Source organism: Mesobacillus campisalis (assembly GCF_000986785.1).
GTDB lineage: Bacteria > Bacillota > Bacilli > Bacillales > Cytobacillaceae > Mesobacillus_B > Mesobacillus_B campisalis.
In genome coordinates this window covers 122,502-144,814 of sequence record NZ_LAYY01000002.1, presented here as the reverse complement: position 1 = coordinate 144,814, position 22,313 = coordinate 122,502, and the positions used below count along the sequence as shown (strand labels likewise).

Genomic DNA, 22,313 nt, shown 5'->3' with positions numbered 1-22,313 from the left:
ATGGAACAACGAGAAACGAAAACAAACAATACAGCTACTGAAACCGGAAAGCCTTCCATCTATTCGCTTCAGCTTGAAGACTTGAAAGAATGGCTTGTGTCACAGGGAGATAAGGCATTCCGTGCAGCTCAAATCTTTGACTGGCTTTATAAGAAGAGAGTCACTTCTTTCGATGATATGACCAATCTCTCGAAATCACTGCGTGAAAAAATGGAACAAAGCTTTGTACTGACTACGCTGAATACGATCATCCAGCAAACTTCTTCCGATGGGACGATTAAATTTTTATTTGAACTCCAGGACGGAAAATCCATTGAGACGGTTTTGATGCGCCATGAGTATGGCAACTCGGTTTGCGTGACGACCCAGGTTGGCTGCAGAATAGGATGTACCTTTTGCGCTTCCACCCTTGGCGGCCTGAAGAGGAATCTTGAAGCAGGGGAAATCGTTGCCCAGGTTGTTAAGGTCCAGCAGGCTCTTGATGAAACAAATGAACGGGTCAGCTCAATTGTCATCATGGGGATAGGTGAGCCTTTTGATAACTATGACAATATGATGGCCTTCCTTAAAATTATGAACCATGAGAACGCACTGAATATCGGGGCAAGGCATATCACCGTGTCGACGAGCGGCATCATTCCGAAAATTTACAAGTTTGCCGATGAAAATATGCAGATCAACTTTGCCATATCACTGCATGCGCCGAATTCCGAGCTGCGCAGCAGGCTGATGCCGATCAACCGGGCCTACAAGCTTCCGGACCTGATGGAAGCGGTACGCTACTACATTGAAAAAACCGGCCGCCGCATATCCTTCGAATATGGACTCTTCGGCGGAGTCAATGACCAGGTTGAACATGCAGAGGAACTGGCCAAGCTTGTGAAAGGAATCAAATGCCATATCAATTTGATCCCGGTCAACTATGTGCCGGAACGAGATTATGTAAGAACCCCTAAAGCCCAGATTTTCAAGTTCGAAAAAACGCTAAAAGATCGTGGTGTGAATGTCACAATCCGCCGTGAGCAGGGCCATGATATTGATGCCGCCTGCGGCCAGCTTCGTGCCAAGGAACGGAAGGAAGAGACGAGGTGAAACTATGAACGCTGTTTTCATGACAGACAAAGGGAAAGTCCGGCTTCATAATGAAGATAATGGAGGGATTTTCACCAACCTTGAGGGCCAGCGCCTTGCCATCGTAGCCGATGGCATGGGCGGTCATCGGGCCGGAGATGTAGCGAGTGAAATGACAATCAATTACTTGAGGGAAAAATGGGAAAAGGCCGGGAATATTGGGACAGCCGAGGAGTCTTACACATGGCTGGAGACTGCGATCAAGGAAGTAAATACCCTAGTATTCCGGCATTCCCAGGAAAACACCAATTGTGAAGGCATGGGCACTACTATTGTTGCGGCCATTTGCACGGCATTGTTCGTAACCGTTGCCAATATTGGCGACAGCAGGGCCTATATCCTGAACGAGGCGGGATTTCAGCAATTGACTGAGGACCATTCCCTTGTCAACGAACTGGTCAGGTCCGGGCAAATTTCCAGGGAGGATGCCGAGCACCACCCGCGTAAAAATGTACTTCTGCGTGCACTTGGTACGGAAAACACCGTCGAAATGGATATAAAGACCATAATATTTGAAGATGGGGATATGCTGCTTCTTTGCTCAGATGGATTGACGAACAAAGTAAGTCAGGAGGAGCTCTCCAGAATCCTCGCCCAGGACAGCACCCTGGGTGAAATGGCGTCAGAAATGGTGGGTCTCGCTAATCAAAATGGAGGCGAGGATAATATCACCCTGGCCATTGTGGGCTATTTAGACGCCTCAGAGGGCAGGTGAAGACATGATGATTGGGAAAAGAATTAGCGGTCGATACAAGGTTCTTGACATGGTCGGCGGCGGAGGCATGGCAAATGTCTATCTTGCCCATGACATGATTCTTGACAGGGATGTTGCTGTCAAAATGCTCAGACTGGATTTTGCCAATGATGATGAGTTTATCCGCAGGTTTCATCGGGAGGCGCAGTCAGCGACCAGCCTGACCCATCCAAATATCGTCAGTATATATGATGTCGGAGAAGATGACGGTTTATACTATATTGTTATGGAGTACGTTCCCGGGCAAACGTTAAAGCAATACATACAGACACATGCTCCCGTTCCTGTGGAAAAGACGCTCAATATCATGAAACAGCTTACCTCGGCAATTTCCGATGCCCACCACAACCGTATCATTCATCGCGACATCAAGCCGCACAATATCCTTATCGATGCAAACGGGAATGTTAAAGTCACCGATTTCGGAATTGCCATGGCACTAAGTGCGACGAGTATAACCCAAACAAATTCGGTGCTAGGTTCGGTCCATTATTTATCCCCCGAACAGGCGCGGGGAGGCATGGCCAATAATAAATCGGACATCTATTCACTTGGCATCGTCATGTTTGAACTGCTCACTGGCAGGCTTCCTTTTTCGGGTGAGTCTGCAGTTTCGATTGCCTTAAAGCATTTGCAATCCGAAACTCCGTCCTTGAAAAGGTGGAATCCCCAAATTCCGCAAAGTGTTGAAAATATTGTCTTGAAAGCAACGGCAAAAGATCCGTTCCATCGCTATGATAATGTCGATAAAATGGAAGAGGATTTACGGACGGCCCTTGATCCTGAGCGGTTAAACGAAAGCAAGTTTTCCATACCAGAGGATGATGAAGCAACCAAGGCCATACCGGTCATTACCCCCGACCGTCCATTTCGCAACCTTGATGAAACGGTGGTCATGGGGGAAATGAAGGAAGAAAACCAAGGCCCAAAAGAGCCGAAGGAAAACAAAAAGAAATCGAAAAAGGCAAAGATTGAGGATAAGAAAAAGAAACGGAAATGGCCCTTAATTTTAACGACCATTTTCGCACTGCTTGTACTTGGCATTTCTTTACTTGTTTTAATGGGCCCCGACCTGTTTGGGCCAAAGGAAAAAACGGTCCCGCAAGTGGCCGGCCTGGATTTGGAGGAAGGTGTTTCTGATCTGATTGCCGCCGGTTTCATTATCGGGGATAAAAAAGAATTGAGCGATGATAATATTGAGGAAGGTTCTATTATCAGAACCAATCCGGGATCTGGAAAAGTAGTGAAGGAAGGCACCGTGATCGACCTTTACATAAGTACAGGCAAAGAACGTTTTGAACTTTCCGACTACCGCGGCCGTATGTATGAAGATGTTGCCCCCATCCTGGAAGAAATGGATTTTAGGGACATAAAGACAACCGAGCAGCATGATGATAGTGAGCCGGGAACCATACTGGACCAAAATCATGCGGAAGGCGACGAAGTCATCCCCAGTGAAACGGTCATTGAATTTACGATCAGCAAGGGACCGCAACTAGTAAGGCTGATTGATTTGACTGGACATACGGCGAAAAGCGTAAGCGATTATGCGGATACCACCGGACTGTCGATCGATATTACAGAAGAATACAATGAGGAAGTTGAAAAAGGCCTGGTGGTTTCACAGAACCCTCAGCCGGGAACGGAACTGAAAGAGGGCGGAAAAGTATCTGTCGTGATTTCAAAAGGAGTGGAGGAAATTCCGCCGAAAGAAGTCACCGAAGAAATCACGATAGACTATGACGAAAGCCTTGAAGGGGAAGAAATGGAGGTTGTCATCTATATTCAGGATATGAACCGCAGCATGACAACGCCGGCAGAAACCTTCACCATTACCGAAACGATTACGAAAAAATTGGAATTTACCATAGCTCATGACACCACAGGCGGTTATAAAGTTTTTGGGAATAATATGGTAATCAGCCAAGGGATTGTTGAATATCCGGAAGATTAACAACGAAACAGCGCTTGCGCTATTCGAAAAATCAGGAGGGATGCTATGCCGGAGGGCAAAATCATCAAAGCCTTAAGCGGCTTTTATTACGTTCTTGGAAAAGAGGGCATCATCCAGTGCCGCGGCCGGGGCGTTTTCAGAAAGAATAAAGTCACACCGCTTGTCGGCGATGAAGTCAGCTATCAGGCTGAAAACGAAACAGATGGATATATCATGGAAGTAAAAGAGCGGAAGAATGAGCTTGTCCGGCCGCCGATTGCCAATGTCGATCAGGCTATTCTCGTATTTTCAGCGGTCGAGCCCGACTTTAGCACCGCTTTGCTGGACCGCTTCCTTGTGCTTGTTGAATACAATCACATACGACCGCTGATTTGCATCACAAAGGTTGACCTGCTGGATGGTGGGATTGGGAAGCTTGAGCAGTATGCAGCCGATTACCGGAATGCCGGATATGAGGTCATTCTTGCCTCTTCGGAAACTCTGGAAGGCCTAGAGGACCTTTATCCATACCTTGAAGGGAAAATATCGGTGTTTGCGGGCCAGTCGGGAGTAGGGAAATCGTCCCTTTTAAACGCGCTCAGGCCAGAGCTTGAGCTTAAGACGAGCGGGATTTCCCATCATCTTGGCCGGGGGCGCCATACAACCAGGCATGTCGAGTTGATCAAAATTGGCGACAGCGGCCTTGTTGCGGATACCCCAGGATTCAGTTCGCTGGAATTTACCGAGATTGAGCCTACTGAACTCAATTTCTGCTTTCCGGACATCGAACAGATTAGTGAAGAATGCAAATTCCGCGGCTGTCTCCACGTATCGGAACCGAAATGCGCGGTTAAAGCCGCTGTTGAGGCCGGTGGAATCCCGGAGTACCGTTATGAACACTATAAGGATTTTTTGCAGGAAATAAAAGATAGAAAGCCGAGGTATTAGAAATGGTGAAAATCGCACCATCTATTTTATCAGCAGATTTCGCAAGATTAGGAGAGGAAATCCGGGATGTCGAACAAGGAGGAGCAGATTATATCCATGTTGATGTCATGGATGGGCATTTTGTTCCCAACATTACGATTGGACCTTTGATCGTAGATGCGATCCGCCCTGTAACCAAGCTGCCCCTGGATGTCCATTTAATGATTGAAAATCCGGATCAATATATTGAAGCGTTTGCCAAGGCGGGAGCGGATTATATTACAGTGCATGTAGAGGCTTGCCGGCATTTGCACCGTACACTTCAGCATATCAAATCATTTGGGGTGAAAGCCGGTGTTGTCCTTAATCCCGCAACGCCAGTAGAAAGTATTCAGCATGTGATCGAAGACGTGAGTATGGTCTTGCTGATGTCGGTCAATCCGGGCTTTGGCGGTCAGAAATTTATCCCGTCCGTGTTGCCGAAAATCCGTCAGGTCAAGGATATGGCTGCTTCGCGGAATCCTGGCCTGGAGATCGAAATTGACGGCGGTGTGAATGGGGAGACAGCCAAACAATGCATTGAGGCAGGAGCAACTGTCCTTGTCGCTGGATCGGCAGTATACAATGCCGAAGACCGGGCCCAGGCTATAGCCGCCTTAAGAGGATAGACGAAAAGCCAGCCTGGAAGCTGGCTTTTTTCCATTTTTAAAGATAGAAGGATGTGGGGATGAATGATGATCAATATCCTGGGGGGAGGCCCCCAGAGCCTGCTTCCCGATCTGAAACAATATGATTCCACAGGGTGTAAGTGGCTCGGGGTGGACAGGGGAGTTTTTACCTTGCTCAATGCCGGGATACAGCCACATTATGCGTTTGGGGATTTTGATTCGGTTTCAGATGATGAATGGGACAAGATTGAGAGGGAGGTTGGCAACCTGATTAAGGTTAAGCCTGAAAAAGACGAGACCGATATGGAACTTGCTTTAAATTGGGCTCTTTTGCAAAAGCCGCAGCAAGTCAACCTGTTCGGGGCAACTGGCGGCCGCCTTGACCATTTTTTTGGAAATGTCCAGATTTTGCTGAAGCCGGTGCTTGAAAATCTCGAAACGCATGTTGAAATCATTGACGAACAGAATCACCTGTTTGCCAAGGGTCCAGGGAGCTATTCCATCAGCAGGAGGCCGGACAGAACTTACATATCTTTTATCCCAATTAGCCCTTCAGTGGAAGGGCTGACGCTGGATGGATTTAAATACCCGCTGTCGGACAGGAATATTTCGCTCGGATCGACATTATGTATTAGTAATGAACTGGTCGGGGAACATGGTACTTTTTCTTTCTCGGAAGGCATATTATTGGTGGTAAGCAGCAGAGATTGAAAAGTCTTCGGCAATTATTTTTTATTTCCGAATATACATGTAAAGGGTGGAGTCTCCGACAGTTTGGTTTCGAGGATAGTGAGGAGGGACAATATGAAATTTTATACAATCAAACTGCCCAAAGTCTTGGGCGGCCTCGTCCGGGCAATGCTGGGTGCATTTAAAAAAGGCTGATAGATTACAGGCAGGGTATTTGTTTGCACCCGTTGCGGCGGGTGTTTTTGTTTGGTGTTAATAAAGGGGGAGCAATTAAAAAAGCATCCGGGATCCGGATGCTTTTTTGCATAGAGCCAATTAGACTCTCTCGACTTTACCTGATTTAAGAGCTCGTGCAGAAACCCAAACACGCTTTGGCTTTCCGTCAACAAGAATACGAACCTTCTGAAGGTTGGCACCCCAAGTACGCTTGTTGGCGTTCATCGCGTGAGAGCGGTGGTTCCCGGAGCGAGTACCTTTACCTGTAACAACACATTTACGTGGCATGTATATTTCCCTCCCAACTTACAAATGCTAATACTATTTTCGCATGCATTAAGTGCATTATCGTCAGAACAGCCGAATGAACAATGTTACCTTTCTGACAGTCAAACATACTTTAATAATTTATCACACAACCTTTGTGAATGCAATAGCTACCAAAAAAGGTTTAAAGAAAAAAACCTTGACAGATAGCAGGGATTCTTGCTCAATAATAAGATGGGCCAGAATGACTTTTAAATTGGGCAAGCTTATAGTAAAATGGCTTTAGTCATATGCAATTTTTCCAAGAGGGGGAACGACCAAATGTCCATCGAGCTAAAAACAAAGTACGGTCAAATCGATATATCAAATGATGTCATTGCTACCATTGCAGGCGGTGCCGCTGTCGATTGCTACGGTATTGTCGGAATGGCTTCAAGGCAGCAGCTGAAAGACGGAATTGCCGAAATACTCCGCAAGGAAAATTTTACACGCGGTGTTGTCGTTCGCCAGGAAAATGAAGAAGTACATATTGATATGTATATCATTGTAAGTTATGGAACGAAAATTTCCGAGGTAGCCCACATGGTCCAGTCAAAAGTGAAATACACTCTTGATAAAACGGTTGGCCTGGCGGTTGATTCGGTCAATATTTACGTTCAGGGAGTTCGTGTAACGAACCCGTAGTGAGGAGGAAAGATTTGTGTCAATTACAGTTCTAGACGGAAAGCGTTTCGCGGAGATGGTGATACAGGGTGCCAGCCACCTTTCAGCCAACGCCAAAATGGTGGATGCGTTGAACGTCTTCCCTGTTCCTGATGGCGACACTGGAACAAACATGAATTTATCAATGACTTCCGGTGCCAAGGAAGTAAAAAATAATGTCCAGGAACATATCGGCAAAGTCGGTATTGCGCTTTCAAAAGGTCTTCTAATGGGTGCACGCGGAAACTCGGGTGTGATTCTTTCCCAGCTGTTCCGGGGTTTCTCAAAGGCGATTGAGCAGAAAGATGCCATTAACGCCCATGAGTTTGCGCAAGCGCTTGAAGCTGGTGTCACAACAGCCTATAAAGCCGTTATGAAGCCTGTTGAGGGAACGATCCTGACTGTGGCCAAGGATTCCGCAAAAAAAGGAGTCCAGTCAGCCAAGAACCAGACAGATATCGCAGCCCTGATGGAGGAAATCGTGATTGAGGCAAAAGCCTCTTTGAACCGGACTCCTGACCTGCTCCCGGTCCTGAAGGAAGTTGGAGTGGTGGACAGCGGCGGACAGGGACTCGTCCTTGTATATGAAGGATTCCTTGCTGTACTTAAAGGGGAGGAACTTCCGGAAGCTCCTTCTTCCTTAGTATCCATGAATGATTTAGTCAGTGCCGAACACCACAAGAGTGTTCAGGGCCATATCAACACGGAAGACATCGAATTCGGCTATTGCACCGAATTTATGGTAAAGCTTGAAGGGAAAAGGGCATTTACCGAGCAGCAGTTCCGTCAAGATCTAAGCCATTACGGAGATTCACTTTTGGTTATTTCCGATGACCAGCTTGTCAAGGTACACATCCATTCCGAACAGCCTGGTGAAGTCCTTACATATGGACAGTCGTACGGCAGCCTCATTTCGATGAAAATTGAAAACATGCGCCAGCAGCATACCGATATTGTTGGACAGCCTGCACAGTCGGGAGGGGCGGAAAGCAAACCGCCTGCTGCCAAAAAGGAGTATGGGGTCGTCACCGTATCCATGGGGACGGGAATTGCCGACCTGTTCAGGAGCATCGGCGCCAATGTAGTCATTGAAGGCGGCCAGACAATGAATCCTAGTACAGAGGACATTGTTAAAGCGATAAAAGAAACAAATGCACATAAAGTCATTATTCTGCCGAACAATAAAAACATCATCATGGCTGCCGAACAGGCGGCTGAACTTGCGGATGAGGATGTAATCGTTGTTCCTTCCAAGACCGTGCCGCAGGGCATGTCCGCCCTGCTCGCCTTCAATCCAGGTGCCGGGCTGGAGGAGAACAAAGACGGCATGACCGAAGCGATGAACCATGTAAAAACTGGACAGCTCACTTTTGCTGTCCGCGATACGAGCATAGAGGGCCTGGAGATTGAAAAAGGGGACTTTATGGGAATCGCGGAAGGAAAGATTATCCTTAAGGACAAAGACAAAGTGAAGGCGGCCAAAGACCTGCTGAAGAATATGCTGGACGGGGATGCTGAAATCCTGACCATTCTCAAGGGCGAGGATGCGACCCAGGAAGATGTTGACGGCCTTGCTGCCTACCTTGAAGAGGAGTACGGCGACCTGGAAGTGGAAATCCACGATGGTGGCCAGCCGCTTTATGCTTTCATTTTTGCGATTGAGTAACTAAAATAATAGTAAAGCCCGGGGAATAGAGGTCATAGGCTTCTATTCCTTCTTTTTTGGGAGAATGCCGGGCGTGGACAAACAGAATGGGGAGGAAATGCAGCAAGGCCTTCCGGAAGGAAACTGGGGAAAAAGGATATGCTGCACTTAACGTGACTGAACTATTGAATCAATCTGTTACCGCCATAAAGGGCATAGGGGCCGAAATGGCCGAGAACCTTGCAGATATGCATATAGAGACGATAAAAGGCTTGCTGGAACACTTTCCTTACAGGTATGAGGATTACCGGTTAAGGGATTTGGCCGATGTCAAGCACGAGGAAAAAGTGACAGTGGAAGGAACGGTTCACGGAGAACCTTCGCTTGTTTACCATGGGAGGAAAAAATCCCGCCTGACTGTAAGACTTCTGGTCGACAGGTACCTGGTAAAAGTGGTGTTTTTTAATCAGCCCTATCTCAAGCAAAAGATTGCTGTAAATGAAACCATAACCGTTACCGGCAAATGGGACCAGCACCGGCAGACAATCACAGCCAATGAAATGAGTGTCGGAGCCTATTCGAAGGATAAGGAATTGGAGCCCGTCTATGCCGTCAAAGGGAAATTGACTGTCAAGACGATCAGGCGGCTGATCAAGCTCGCCTTTTCACAATTCGGCAGCCAGGTGGAGGAAATCATTCCTGCAGAATTGCTGCAGAAGTATAAGCTGATGAGCCGAAGGGATGCCTTGAGAGCCCTGCATTTCCCTTCAGGGGCAGAAGAGGCAAAACAAGCCCGGAGAAGGTTTGTGTATGAAGAATTCCTGCTTTTCCAGCTGAAGATGCAGGCGCTCAGAAAGCTGGAGCGGGAGCAGACTCCCGGGAATGCGCAAGCATATGATCTTTCGAGGCTAAAAGAGTTTATTGAAAGCCTTCCGTTTCCGCTGACCAATGCCCAAAAGAGGGTGGTCAACGAGATTTTAACCGATATGAAATCTTTGTACCGCATGAACCGCCTGCTTCAGGGAGATGTGGGTTCGGGGAAAACGGTGGTAGCCGCCATCTGCCTGTTTGCCAGCATTACTGCAGGTTTTCAGGGAGCATTGATGGTGCCAACGGAAATTCTTGCTGAACAGCATGCTGAGTCGCTTACGGCCTTGCTTGCGCCTTTTGGAGTAACCTGCGAACTTTTGACCAGCTCGGTCAAAGGGAAGCGCCGCCGGGAAATTCTCGCGAAGCTTCAGGAAGGAACCATCAATGTACTGATTGGCACACATGCCCTGATTCAGGATGAGGTCAGCTTCCGTAATCTTGGTCTTGTCATAACAGATGAACAGCATCGTTTTGGTGTCGAACAGCGGCGCATTCTCAGGGAAAAAGGGGAGAACCCCGACGTCCTGTTCATGACTGCGACGCCGATTCCCAGAACGTTGGCGATAACGGTATTTGGTGAGATGGATGTTTCCATCATTGATGAAATGCCGGCTGGGAGGAAAGCGATAGAAACATACTGGGCGAAGCCGGAAATGCTTGATAGAGTGCTTGGATTAATGGATAAAGAGTTGTCGCAGGGAAGGCAAGCGTACGTTATCTGCCCGCTGATAGAGGAATCCGATAAATTGGATGTTCAGAATGCCATTGACGTTCACAACATTCTTAGCCTGCATTTCCATAACCGCTACAAAATCGGGCTGATGCATGGCAGGCTAGGTGCCGCTGAAAAGGAAGAAGTCATGAAAGAGTTCAGTTCAAATGAAGTCCAGGTCCTGGTTTCCACCACGGTGGTGGAAGTGGGCGTCAATGTGCCAAATGCGACCTTCATGCTGATCTATGATGCGGAGAGGTTTGGGCTGTCGCAGCTTCACCAGCTCCGCGGAAGGGTTGGCCGGGGAAGCGAGCAGAGTTATTGCATCTTGCTTGCCGACCCTAAAAGTGAGGTCGGCAAGGAGCGGATGACCATCATGACAGAGACGAATGATGGCTTTGTTTTAAGTGAAAAGGACCTTGAACTCCGGGGACCGGGGGATTTCTTTGGAAGGAAGCAAAGCGGACTTCCCGAATTTAAGGTGGCCGATATGGTGCATGATTACAGGGCGCTTGAGACTGCGAGGAACGATGCGGCCCTGCTGGTCCAATCCAGGGCGTTCTGGCAGTCGGAAAAATACGCTGGCTTACGGGAGCATCTGGCTGCAGCCGGTGCTCTGTCGGGTGAAAAGCTCGATTGAACGGTTATTCGAGACATTGGGCAGTACCGGGAAGAATGGCTTGTTGCCATATTTCTTCTTGCAATCTGCCTATTTTTTTAATATATTACTATTAGTACCTAGTCATAATAGTGCGGATGGTGTAATGTCGATGAGACGAAATAAGCGCGACCGGCAGCAGATGCTGGTGGAAACTATAGAGGAAAACCCGTTTGTGACGGATGAAGAACTGGCTGAGAAGTTTGCAGTCAGCATCCAGACCATCAGGCTTGACCGCTTGGAGTTATCGATTCCCGAACTGCGGGAAAGAATAAAACACGTGGCCGAAAAACGGTTCGAAGATGAAGTCCGTTCCCTTCCGCTTGAAGATGTAATCGGGGAGATCATTGATATTGAGCTTGATAAAAAAGCCATTTCCATTCTGGATGTTAACAAAGAGCATGTATTCACAAGAAACCAGATTGCCCGGGGACACCACCTTTTTGCCCAGGCCAATTCCCTTGCCGTCGCTGTCATCAACGATGAGCTGGCCCTCACAGCAAAAGCCCATATCCAGTTTACCCGGTCCGTAATGGAAAATGAGCGGGTCATCGCCAAGGCGAAAGTAACCCGGATTGATGAAAAGACGGGCAGGACCTTTGTGGACGTATACAGCTATGTGAACAATGAGCTTGTGTTCAAAGGCGAGTTCGAGATGTACCGATCACAAAAAACGAACTAAAGGATGGACAACATATGAAATTGGCTATCGATGCAATGGGCGGCGATAATGCACCAAAGGAAATTGTCCTTGGTGCGATGAAGGCCGTCCAGGCATTTAATGATGTACATATTATCCTTGTTGGGGATGAAAACAAAATCAAGGAGCATCTCGTTCCTTCGGAAAGAATTGAAGTCCTTCATACCGAAGAAGTGATTTTGGCAACAGACGAACCAGTCCGTGCCGTTCGACGCAAGAAAGACGCCTCGATGGTGCTTGCAGCCAGGCAGGTGACAGAAGGGAAAGCGGATGCCTGCATATCGGCCGGGAATACCGGTGCCCTCATGGCGGCGGGTCTGTTTGTTGTCGGAAGGATTGAGGGGATTGAGCGTCCCGCGCTTGCCCCGACCCTCCCTACCATCGGCGGAGAAGGCTTCCTCCTGCTCGATGTAGGCGCCAATGCCGATGCCAAGCCTGAACATTTGCTGCAGTACGCTGTGATGGGCTCCATCTACAGTGAAAAAGCACGCGGAATCAAAAACCCTAGAGTGGGACTCCTCAATATTGGCACAGAGGAGAAAAAGGGAAATGAGCTTACCAAAAGCGCGTATGCCCTGCTGAAAGAGGCGGATATCAATTTTATCGGCAATGTGGAAGCAAGAGATTTGCTCGACGGCGTTGCCGATGTCGTAGTCACAGACGGCTTTACAGGAAACATGGTCCTAAAAACGATTGAAGGGACCGCGATGTCTGTTTTCAACATGTTAAAGTCCGCTTTGACGTCAAGCGTGAAAAGCAAGCTTGCTGCTGCCGTCCTGAAGCCTGACTTGAAAGTCCTGAAGAATAAAATGGACTATTCCGAATATGGAGGCGCGGGTCTTTTTGGCTTAAAGGCACCAGTCATCAAAGCTCATGGCTCATCTGAGAGCAATGCCATTTACAATGCCATTCGGCAGGCAAGGGAAATGGCGGCCAATGACGTTTCGGGCACCATTAAAAAAGCAATTGAAGAAGTTCAGATAAGCCAGTAAATGATAGGGGGATGAAGATGGGAAAGATTGCATTTCTGTTTCCCGGACAAGGTTCGCAGCAAGCGGGAATGGGAAAAGAGCTTGCCGAGGCCAACGAGGCCGTAAAGGAATTGTTCAACAAAGCTGATGAAGTGTTAAAGGAGAAGCTAAGCTCTGTTATTTTTGAAGGGCCGCAGGAAAAGCTTACGCTGACTGTAAATGCCCAGCCGGCGTTATTGACCGCGAGCATCGCCATCCTTGAGCATTTCAAGCAGTCCGGTATTGAGCCAGATTATGTTGCAGGGCACAGCCTGGGTGAATATTCTGCCCTTGTGGCCGCAGGAGCCTTTTCTTTTGAGGATGGAGTCCATGCAGTCCGCAGACGCGGAGAACTAATGGAGCAGGCAGTCCCGAATGGTCTTGGGACAATGGCAGCGGTACTTGGCATGGAACGTGGGCCTTTAGCGGATGTGTGCGAGACAGTCTCGGCAGGAGGGAATCCTGTTCAGCTTGCCAATTTGAACTGCCCCGGGCAGATTGTCATTTCCGGTTCAAGGCAAGGGGTGGAGGAAGCTTCGCTAAAAGCAAAAGAGGCTGGTGCCAAGCGTGTTCTTCCGCTCAATGTGAGCGGACCATTCCATTCTGAGCTGATGAAGCCGGCTGCCGGTGAATTTGCCAAGGTTCTTGACAACATCCACATCAGCGAAGCGAAGGTTCCGGTCATTGCCAATGTTTCTGCGGAACCGATGCAGGATGCAGGCGAGATTAAAGGAAAACTGATTGAACAGCTGTACTCACCCGTACTTTGGGAAGACAGTGTTAAAAAGATGCTTGAATTGGGAGTGGACACTTTCATTGAGTTTGGCCCTGGAAAAGTGCTTTCAGGACTTGTGAAAAAAATTGACCGTTCCGCAAAAGCCTATCCTGTTTTCGACCAGCAAAGCTTTGAGGCTGCGGTGTCGGCTTTAAAGGAGGAGAATTAATTGAAACTTGAAGGAAAAGTTGCCCTGGTCACGGGTGCTTCCCGCGGGATTGGGCGGGAAGTCGCTCTTGAACTGGCAAGAGAAGGAGCCAATGTGGCTGTCAATTATGCTGGCAGTGAAGCAAAGGCGGCTGCTGTAGCAGAGGAAATCCGCTCATTGGGCAGGGAAGCCGTAGTCATCCAGGCTGATGTTTCGGATGCCGATTCCGTTGAAGGGATGGTCAAACAAACGATTGAAGCCTTTGGCCGGCTTGACATTCTTGTGAATAATGCGGGAATAACTAAGGATAACCTATTGATGAGAATGAAAGAATCCGATTGGGATGAAGTCATCAACATCAATCTTAAAGGTGTGTTCCTCTGTACAAAGGCTGTAACAAGGCAAATGATGAAGCAGCGGAGCGGACGGATCATCAATATGAGCTCCATTGTCGGAGTAAGCGGCAACGCGGGCCAGGCCAACTATGTCGCCGCAAAATCCGGAGTCATCGGCTTGACGAAAACCACAGCCAAGGAACTCGCATCAAGGGGGATTACCGTCAATGCGGTTGCCCCAGGCTTCATTACGACCGACATGACCGATAAGCTCAACGAAGAAACAAAGAACGAAATGCTTAAGCAAATCCCGCTCGCCCGCCTTGGAGAGCCGATTGACATCGCAAGGACCGTCGTTTTCCTCGCGTCTGAAGACAGCCGCTACATGACAGGACAAACCCTGCATGTGGATGGGGGCATGGTAATGTAACGTCAGGTCTTTATTATTTATTTTGTTTCATCTATAATGGCTTGAGGGGAGGTGAACAAGCATGGCAGAAGTTTTAGAACGTGTAACTAAAATCATTGTGGACCGTTTGGGAGTAGATGAGAATCAAGTGACTCTTGAAGCATCCTTCAAGGATGACTTAGGTGCGGATTCCCTTGATGTCGTTGAACTGGTTATGGAACTGGAAGACGAGTTCGACATGGAGATCTCTGACGATGACGCTGAGAAAATCGCGACAGTTGGTGACGCTGTTAATTACATAAATGGCAAAATGTAAACTGTGGATTTGCTCTAAAAGCTCCGTTATTTAACGGGGCTTTCTTCTGTGTGTGGGAAAGATTTCAATGGGCAGACGCGCCGGTTATTTTTAACAAGAAAAAATCGGCGTTTTTTTGCCTTTTCCTGCTTCTTTTTTGTAAACTAGAGATAGTGTGTAAATTTTGAGCAAGGTGGAATTAGGATGCGCAATTTCAGTAAGGACAAAGATAGGAAAGTAAACCGCGCGAAGGATCAGAAATTCAAAGAGTTCCAGACAAGGATCGGAATTCAATTTGAAAACGATAAACTGCTTAAACAGGCTTTTACCCATTCATCCTATGTGAATGAGCATCGACGGAAGCCCTATGAGGACAATGAAAGGCTTGAATTCCTTGGAGACGCTGTTCTAGAATTGACTGTTTCCCAGTTTTTATATAAAAAATATCCCATGATGAGTGAAGGGGAACTAACCAAATTAAGAGCAGCGGTCGTCTGTGAACCGTCCCTTGTGGCATTTGCCAATCAGTTGAACTTTGGCGAAGTTGTCCTGCTTGGAAAGGGCGAGGAAATGACTGGCGGGCGCACAAGGCCTGCTTTGCTTGCCGATGTGTTCGAGGCTTTCATCGGGGCGTTATATCTGGATAAGGGAATCGACACTGTCCTGGCATTTTTAGAAAAAATCGTGTTTCCGAAGATTGATGCAGGTGCTTTTTCGCATGTGATGGATTTCAAGAGCCAGCTGCAGGAACTAGTGCAGCGCGATGCGGCCGGTACACTGCAGTATAAGATCCTGGCTGAAACCGGACCGGCACACAGCCGGGAATTCGAGTCCCGCGTCACATTGAACGGGGAAGAGCTTGGGACTGGAAAAGGCCGGTCCAAAAAGGAAGCGGAACAGCATGCGGCACAGAAAGCACTGGAAAAATTGAAAACTCATATGGAAGCGATCTCGAAGCAAAACGACATCCAGAGCAACGATTAACTTGAAAGGGAGAGCTTTAGAGTGTATTTAAAACGTTTAGACGTGGTCGGCTTTAAATCCTTTGCCGAGCGAATTAACGTCGAATTCGTTCCGGGTGTAACAGCCGTAGTGGGCCCAAATGGAAGCGGAAAGAGCAATATTACCGATGCGATTCGTTGGGTGCTTGGTGAACAATCGGCAAAGTCGCTGCGCGGGGCAAAGATGGAAGACATCATTTTTGCAGGCAGCGATTCCAGAAAGCGGCTCAATTTTGCCGAGGTAACACTTACACTCGACAATGAGGATCAGTTCCTGCCAATTGACTACAATGAAGTGAGCGTTACGAGAAGAGTATACCGCTCCGGAGAAAGCGAATATTTAATCAATAAGCAAGGATGCCGCCTGAAGGATATCGTCGACCTTTTTATGGATTCAGGCCTTGGACGGGAAGCCTTTTCGATTATTTCCCAGGGGAAGGTCGAGGAGATCCTTAACAGCAAGCCTGATGACAGAAGGACCATTTTTGAGGAAGCGGCTGGAGTCCTGAAATACAAAACCCGTAAGAAAAAAGCGGAAATGAAACTGTTTGAAACGCAGGAAAATTTAAACCGCGTGGCTGATATCCTCCATGAACTGGAGGGCCAGGTGGAACCGCTGAAAATCCAGGCTTCCATGGCGAAAGATTATACGGAGAAAAAGGCTGAGCTCGAGAAGATTGAGGTCGCGCTAACTGCCCATGAAATCGAAGAGGTTCATGGGAGCTGGGAAAGGATGTCTCAAAAGTTGGAGGCGCATAAGGCGGAGGAAACGAAAATGGCAGCCCTCATCCAGGAGAAGGAGACAGCCATTGATCAGCTTCGAAAGGGAATTGCGATTTCCGATGAAGCCATTCTCAGCATGCAAAATGACCTCCTGCTTGCCAGTGAGGAGCTCGAAAAGCTTGAGGGAAGGAAAGAGGTCCTAAAAGAGCGGAAGAAAAATGCCACTCTTAACAGAGGACAGCTGGAGAAAAGCATAAAGGAAATCTCGGCAAGGATTTCCCTCCTTAAAAAGGTTAAAAGCGAGCAGGAACAGGCGGTTGACCTCCTTGGCAAAGAATCCGCCCGTCTTTCGGCCGGGCTTATGGAACGCCAGCAGCAGCTGAAACTCTACAACGAGGATATCGAAGAAAAAATCGATTCCCTGAAAAGCGATTATATCGACCTACTTAACCAGCAGGCCAGCGCTAAAAATGAGCTTACCTATATTGGCCAGCAGCTTGCCCAGCAGACTTCGAGGAGTTCGCGGCTTGATGCGGAGAATGACAAATTCCTTGCAAGCCGCGATGAAATTGCCGGCAAAAAAGCTGAAGCGAAAAAGCGGCTTGCACACACCCGCCAGGAAGTGGAGGCAGAGGTCCAAAAGTACCTTGAGGCCCAGAGAAGGCTGGAGGCGCTGGAAGCCAGCTTTGAAAAGCAGGAAAAAACCTTGTACCAGGCCTATCAGTATTTGCAGCAGGCCCGTTCTAAGAAAGAAATGCTCGAAGAAATGGAAGAGGAGTACACCGGCTTTTTCCAGGGGGTAAAGGAAATCCTGAAAGCCAGGGGGAAAAAACTTCAGGGCATAGAGGGCGCTGTTGCAGAACTGATCAAGGTGCCGAAAAAATATGAGCTTGCAATGGAGACGGCTCTTGGCGGAGCTATGCAGCATATTGTCGTGGCCAATGAGGAAACTGGACGGGCAGCGATTCAGTACCTCAAGCAGAATGCCTATGGACGGGCGACGTTTTTGCCGCTATCCGTCATAAAAGGCAAATCGGTTTCTCCCCACTTGCTTCAGGCTATCAGCGGCCACCCAGCGTTTGTCGGGACTGCTGTCAGCCTGATCGGGTTTGATGAAAAATATCAGCAAATCATCAATAACCTTCTTGGGAATGTAGTTATCTCCAAGGACCTGAAGGGTGCCAACGAAATCGCCAAAATCCTTCAATATCGAAGCCGGATTGTTACCCTCGAAGGAGATGTTGTCAATCCGGGCGGCTCCATGTCCGGGGGAGCGGCCAAGAAGAATGCTTCGGCCCTGCTTAGCCGAAAGGGCGAGCTGGATGAACTGAAGCAAAAGCTAGCTGAAATGGAAGATAAGACCCGCCAGCTTGAAGTGAGGGTCAAGACCATGAAGGGGGAACTGCAATCCGGTACGGCGGACCTTGAACTACTGCGAAGACAGGGAGAAGAGCTTCGTCTGAAAGAGCAATCGCTTAAAGGGCAACTGCGCGAAATTGAGATTGAAGAGCGGAACATCAATGACAGGCTGGCCGTCTATGATTCCGAGCAGAGCCAGTTCAATCAGGAAAAAGTAAAGCTGAAAGAGCGGGAAAGCCAGTTGCTCGAGAAGATAGAGAAGTATCAGGCCGCACTCGAAAAGCTGGACAGGGAAATTGCAGAATTGACCAACCGCAAAAATACCAATTTAACCTCGAAAGAAACACTTGCTGCCGAAATAGGCGAATTGAAAGTGGAACTTGCGGCCAACAAAGAACAGCTGGCCTATGCACATGAAAAGCTTGAAAGTGCGAGCGCTGAATTGGCCCTGCAGCAGGAACGTCTGGAGACGGCCAAGGAAGACCTGGACCTCCTTTCGTCGGAAATGACATCCGACTCCTCGGGAGAAAGCCAGCTTGAGGAAGCGGCACGCAAAAAACTGGAAGATAAGAACAGGACAATGGAGCGGATCTCCCAAAAACGCGATGAACGCCTGAAGATGCAGGAGCAGCTTGATAACCTTAACCTTGAAACAAAGGAACTGCACCGGCTTCATAAAGGTCTGGCTGAAGTGCTGAAGGATGAGGAAGTGAAACTGAACCGCCTGGATGTAGAACTGGACAACCTGATTGCCCACCTGCGGGAGGAATATCTATTATCCTATGAAGGAGCAAAGGAACAGTATCCGCTCACCATGCCTGCAGAAGATGCCAGGAGAAAAGTGAAGCTGATCAAGCTGGCGATTGAAGAGCTGGGAACAGTGAACCTGGGTGCCATTGAGGAGTATGAGCGTGTATCCGAACGCTACGAGTTCCTGCATGAACAGAAAAGCGATCTTCAGGAAGCAAAAGATACTTTGTTCCAAATTATTGCGGAGATGGATACGGAAATGAAAAAGCGGTTTGACGAGACGTTCAGGGCAGTACGCTCTCATTTTGAAGCCACCTTCCAGTCACTTTTCGGCGGTGGAAGGGCCGATTTGCGGCTCACGCAGCCTGACGACCTTCTGAACACAGGCATAGAACTGGTAGCGCAGCCTCCAGGCAAGAAACTGCAACATCTGGGCCTGCTTTCCGGCGGGGAACGGGCATTGACCGCCATCGCCCTGCTCTTTTCAATCCTTAAGGTGCGTCCAGTACCGTTCTGTATCCTGGATGAAGTTGAAGCGGCTCTTGATGAAGCGAATGTCTACCGCTTCAGCCAATACTTGAAACGCTACAGTTCGGAAACCCAATTCATTGTCATTACCCACCGGAAAGGCACGATGGAAGAAGCAGATGTGCTTTACGGGGTGACCATGCAGGAATCAGGTGTTTCCAAGCTCGTTTCCGTAAGGCTCGAGGAGACACAGGAGCTTGTAAAATCATAGACTGAAAGGCAGTGGGATTTGTGAGCTTTTTTAAAAAATTAAAAGAGAAGATTACCAAACAAACAGAAACAGTCAGCGAAAAATTCAAGGATGGGTTAACGAAGACACGGGACAATTTTTCCGGAAAGGTGAATGACCTTGTTGCCCGCTACCGGAAAGTCGACGAGGAATTCTTTGAAGAACTCGAAGAAATCCTTATCGGGGCAGACGTCGGCTTTGAAACCGTCATGGAGCTGATTGATGAACTGAAAAAGGAAGTGAAACGCCGCAACATCCAGGATCCTCGGGAGGTCCAGGCTGTTATTTCGGAAAAGCTTGTTGATATCTACGAAGGAGCCGGTGACGAAAAGAGCACCCTGGACCTCGAGAATGAAGGCCTGACCGTTATATTATTTGTCGGTGTGAACGGAGTTGGCAAAACAACCACAATCGGCAAGCTTGCCCATAAATTCAAGCAGGAAGGCAAAAGCGTCCTGCTTGCTGCCGGCGATACGTTCCGTGCAGGTGCCATTGATCAGCTGGAGGTATGGGGCGACCGGGTCGGTGTCGATGTGATCAAGCAGGCCGAGGGCTCCGACCCTGCGGCTGTCATGTATGATGCCGTAAGGGCGGCAAAATCCCGCGGAGTTGACATTCTATTATGCGATACAGCGGGCCGTCTGCAGAATAAAGTGAATTTGATGAAGGAGCTTGAAAAAGTTAAAAGGGTCATTGAACGGGAAGTTCCAGGTGCGCCGCACGAAGTGCTTCTAGTGCTGGATGCGACCACTGGACAAAACGCCCTGATTCAGGCCAAAACCTTCAAGGAAGCGACGAATGTGAGCGGCATTGTACTGACGAAGCTTGATGGGACAGCAAAAGGCGGGATCGTGCTTGCTATCCGCAATGAACTTAATATCCCGGTCAAGTTTGTCGGCCTTGGTGAAAAGATGGATGACCTCCAGGAGTTCGATGCCGAGAAGTATGTTTACGGCCTATTTGCCGATCTGGTTGAAGAAGCTGAATAGACAGGGGAAGGATCGCTCAGGCGGAGCCTTGGGCTATCCCCTTTTTTTGCCCCCTGCGGCCTGTATAGAACGGGCGGAAACCCTGTTCACACCTTGACAGGGAATGCCCGCCTGTGTACACTGTTTGTATGTAAAGGTTTTTCACTTAACATGGGGGGATGAAGATGCTTGAGAAAACAACCCGGATCAACTATCTTTATGATTTTTATCAAGCCTTGTTAACTCCCAAGCAGCAAAGCTATATGTCGCTTTATTATCTGGACGACTATTCCCTCGGGGAAATTGCCGAGGAATATGAGGTCAGCCGCCAGGCCGTCTATGACAATATAAAAAGGACAGAAGCGATGCTAGAAGAGTATGAGGAGAAGCTTTTGCTTTTTGCCAGGTTTCAGGAGCGCAGCAGGCTTATTGCGAAGATGAAAGACGCATTAAGCGGCGATCCCGACTTGAAGGCCCTGGAAGATTTGGTCGTACAGATTGAGAATTTAGATTAGGAGGCGGCAACAATGGCATTTGAAGGATTAGCCGACCGACTGCAAAATACGATGCAAAAGATCCGCGGAAAAGGCAAGGTTTCCGAAGCGGATGTAAAAGAAATGATGCGCGAGGTCCGTCTCGCCCTGCTTGAGGCAGACGTTAACTTTAAAGTAGTAAAGGATTTTGTCAAAAAGGTAAGCGAACGCTCCATTGGCCAGGAAGTCATGAAGAGCCTGACACCGGGCCAGCAGGTTATCAAGGTTGTTAAGGAAGAGCTTACCGAGCTCATGGGCGGAGAACAAAGCAAAATTGCCGTTGCGAACCGCCCGCCGACTGTCATCATGATGGTCGGCCTCCAGGGTGCCGGTAAAACGACAACCACTGGTAAGCTTGCGAATCTTTTACGAAAAAAATACAACCGCAAACCATTGCTGGTGGCGGCGGATATTTACCGTCCCGCCGCAATCAAGCAGCTCGAGACTCTTGGCAAACAGCTGAGCATGCCTGTATTCTCCCTTGGGGACCAGGTCAGTCCTGTTGAGATTGCCAAGCAGGCTATCGCAAAAGCGAAGGAAGACCATCATGATTATGTCCTGATTGATACCGCCGGCCGTCTTCATGTTGATGAAAAACTGATGGACGAGCTGAAGGAAATCAAGGAGCTGTCAAAACCTGACGAGATCTTCCTGGTGGTCGACGCAATGACCGGACAGGATGCGGTCAATGTTGCCCAAAGCTTCAATGAGCAGCTGGGACTTACCGGCGTTGTGCTCACCAAGCTTGATGGCGATACCCGTGGGGGAGCTGCCTTATCGATTCGTGCCGTGACCAATACGCCGATCAAATTTGTCGGTCTTGGCGAGAAGCTGGATGCGCTGGAATCTTTCCACCCCGAGCGGATGGCTTCCCGCATTCTCGGCATGGGAGATGTGCTCACCCTCATCGAGAAGGCCCAGGCGAATGTGGATGAAGAGAAGGCGAAAGAGCTTGAGAAGAAAATGCGGACTGCTACCTTCACGCTGGACGATTTTCTTGAGCAGCTTGGCCAGGTCCGCAATATGGGGCCGCTTGACGAGCTTTTGAAAATGATGCCTGGAGCGAATAAAATCAAAGGCCTTAACAACGTCCAAATTGAGGAAAAGCAAATCGCCCACGTTGAAGCGATCATCAAGTCGATGACCAAGCAGGAAAAAGAGCATCCGGAAATCATCAACGCCAGCAGGCGCAAACGGATTGCAAAAGGCAGCGGCCGAACGGTACCCGAGGTGAACCGCCTGCTTAAACAATTCGAAGACATGAAAAAAATGATGAAGCAAATGTCCGGCATGCAGCAAAAAGGGAAGAAAAAAGGCGGTTTCAAGCTTCCTTTCAACCCGTTTTAAGGTGTTTTTACCACCAAAATTAACCTGTAA

21 protein-coding genes are annotated in these 22,313 nt (G+C 48.5%); 20 read left to right on the top strand and 1 reads right to left on the bottom strand.

What is annotated here, in order from left to right:
• The 7 genes from rlmN (at position 1) to spoVM (ending at position 6,298) form a co-directional block, all read left to right on the top strand.
• Positions 1–1,092 carry a dual-specificity RNA methyltransferase RlmN gene (gene rlmN, locus WQ57_RS02685; protein ID WP_046522184.1) on the top strand — a complete coding sequence of 364 codons (1,092 nt, stop codon included), beginning with the start codon at positions 1–3 and terminating at the stop codon, positions 1,090–1,092.
• Between the two features lie 4 nt (positions 1,093–1,096).
• A complete protein-coding gene (locus WQ57_RS02680) occupies positions 1,097–1,846 on the top strand; it encodes a Stp1/IreP family PP2C-type Ser/Thr phosphatase (RefSeq protein WP_046522183.1) in 750 nt (249 codons plus the stop codon).
• Between the two features lie 4 nt (positions 1,847–1,850).
• Positions 1,851–3,839: a Stk1 family PASTA domain-containing Ser/Thr kinase gene (gene pknB, locus WQ57_RS02675; RefSeq protein WP_046522182.1), complete on the top strand. Its 1,989-nt coding sequence runs from the start codon at positions 1,851–1,853 to the stop codon at positions 3,837–3,839.
• Between the two features lie 45 nt (positions 3,840–3,884).
• A complete protein-coding gene (gene rsgA, locus WQ57_RS02670; protein ID WP_046522181.1) occupies positions 3,885–4,766 on the top strand; it encodes a ribosome small subunit-dependent GTPase A in 882 nt (293 codons plus the stop codon).
• A 2-nt stretch (positions 4,767–4,768) separates the two neighbouring features.
• Positions 4,769–5,413 (top strand): ribulose-phosphate 3-epimerase, encoded by a 645-nt coding sequence (rpe, locus tag WQ57_RS02665; RefSeq protein WP_046522180.1) that lies wholly within the window; start codon positions 4,769–4,771, stop codon positions 5,411–5,413.
• A 63-nt stretch (positions 5,414–5,476) separates the two neighbouring features.
• Positions 5,477–6,124: a thiamine diphosphokinase gene (locus WQ57_RS02660; protein WP_046522179.1), complete on the top strand. Its 648-nt coding sequence runs from the start codon at positions 5,477–5,479 to the stop codon at positions 6,122–6,124.
• Between the two features lie 93 nt (positions 6,125–6,217).
• Positions 6,218–6,298: a stage V sporulation protein SpoVM gene (gene spoVM, locus WQ57_RS02655; protein ID WP_046522178.1), complete on the top strand. Its 81-nt coding sequence runs from the start codon at positions 6,218–6,220 to the stop codon at positions 6,296–6,298.
• 120 nt (positions 6,299–6,418) lie between these two features.
• Here spoVM and rpmB read toward each other — a convergent pair whose 3' ends face one another.
• A complete protein-coding gene (gene rpmB, locus WQ57_RS02650; protein ID WP_046522177.1) occupies positions 6,419–6,607 on the bottom strand; it encodes a 50S ribosomal protein L28 in 189 nt (62 codons plus the stop codon).
• 300 nt (positions 6,608–6,907) lie between these two features.
• On the opposite strand from rpmB, the gene WQ57_RS02645 reads away from it, so the two are divergent.
• The 13 genes from WQ57_RS02645 (at position 6,908) to ffh (ending at position 22,283) form a co-directional block, all read left to right on the top strand.
• Positions 6,908–7,270, top strand: coding sequence for an Asp23/Gls24 family envelope stress response protein (locus WQ57_RS02645; protein WP_046522176.1), 363 nt, complete (start codon positions 6,908–6,910; stop codon positions 7,268–7,270).
• 16 nt (positions 7,271–7,286) lie between these two features.
• Positions 7,287–8,954: a DAK2 domain-containing protein gene (locus tag WQ57_RS02640; RefSeq protein ID WP_046522175.1), complete on the top strand. Its 1,668-nt coding sequence runs from the start codon at positions 7,287–7,289 to the stop codon at positions 8,952–8,954.
• 86 nt (positions 8,955–9,040) lie between these two features.
• Positions 9,041–11,155 carry an ATP-dependent DNA helicase RecG gene (gene recG, locus WQ57_RS02635; RefSeq protein WP_084820130.1) on the top strand — a complete coding sequence of 705 codons (2,115 nt, stop codon included), beginning with the start codon at positions 9,041–9,043 and terminating at the stop codon, positions 11,153–11,155.
• 130 nt (positions 11,156–11,285) lie between these two features.
• Positions 11,286–11,855 (top strand): transcription factor FapR, encoded by a 570-nt coding sequence (gene fapR / locus WQ57_RS02630; protein WP_046522174.1) that lies wholly within the window; start codon positions 11,286–11,288, stop codon positions 11,853–11,855.
• Between the two features lie 14 nt (positions 11,856–11,869).
• Positions 11,870–12,865 (top strand): phosphate acyltransferase PlsX, encoded by a 996-nt coding sequence (gene plsX / locus WQ57_RS02625; RefSeq protein ID WP_046522173.1) that lies wholly within the window; start codon positions 11,870–11,872, stop codon positions 12,863–12,865.
• A gap of 17 nt (positions 12,866–12,882) precedes the next feature.
• Positions 12,883–13,827, top strand: coding sequence for an ACP S-malonyltransferase (gene fabD, locus WQ57_RS02620; RefSeq protein ID WP_046522172.1), 945 nt, complete (start codon positions 12,883–12,885; stop codon positions 13,825–13,827).
• Complete coding sequence (gene fabG, locus WQ57_RS02615; protein ID WP_046522171.1) at positions 13,828–14,571, top strand: 3-oxoacyl-[acyl-carrier-protein] reductase; 744 nt, start codon at positions 13,828–13,830, stop codon at positions 14,569–14,571.
• Positions 14,572–14,632: 61 nt separating this feature from the next.
• Positions 14,633–14,866 (top strand): acyl carrier protein, encoded by a 234-nt coding sequence (locus WQ57_RS02610; RefSeq protein WP_046522170.1) that lies wholly within the window; start codon positions 14,633–14,635, stop codon positions 14,864–14,866.
• Between the two features lie 183 nt (positions 14,867–15,049).
• Positions 15,050–15,829, top strand: a complete 780-nt coding sequence (gene rnc, locus WQ57_RS02605; protein ID WP_046522169.1) for a ribonuclease III — start codon at positions 15,050–15,052, stop codon at positions 15,827–15,829.
• Between the two features lie 21 nt (positions 15,830–15,850).
• Positions 15,851–19,417, top strand: coding sequence for a chromosome segregation protein SMC (gene smc, locus WQ57_RS02600; RefSeq protein ID WP_046522168.1), 3,567 nt, complete (start codon positions 15,851–15,853; stop codon positions 19,415–19,417).
• A gap of 20 nt (positions 19,418–19,437) precedes the next feature.
• Positions 19,438–20,424, top strand: coding sequence for a signal recognition particle-docking protein FtsY (gene ftsY / locus WQ57_RS02595; RefSeq protein WP_046522290.1), 987 nt, complete (start codon positions 19,438–19,440; stop codon positions 20,422–20,424).
• 164 nt (positions 20,425–20,588) lie between these two features.
• Positions 20,589–20,918, top strand: a complete 330-nt coding sequence (locus tag WQ57_RS02590; protein WP_046522167.1) for a putative DNA-binding protein — start codon at positions 20,589–20,591, stop codon at positions 20,916–20,918.
• A gap of 12 nt (positions 20,919–20,930) precedes the next feature.
• Positions 20,931–22,283 (top strand): signal recognition particle protein, encoded by a 1,353-nt coding sequence (gene ffh / locus WQ57_RS02585; RefSeq protein ID WP_046522166.1) that lies wholly within the window; start codon positions 20,931–20,933, stop codon positions 22,281–22,283.
• Positions 22,284–22,313: the final 30 nt, after the last annotated feature.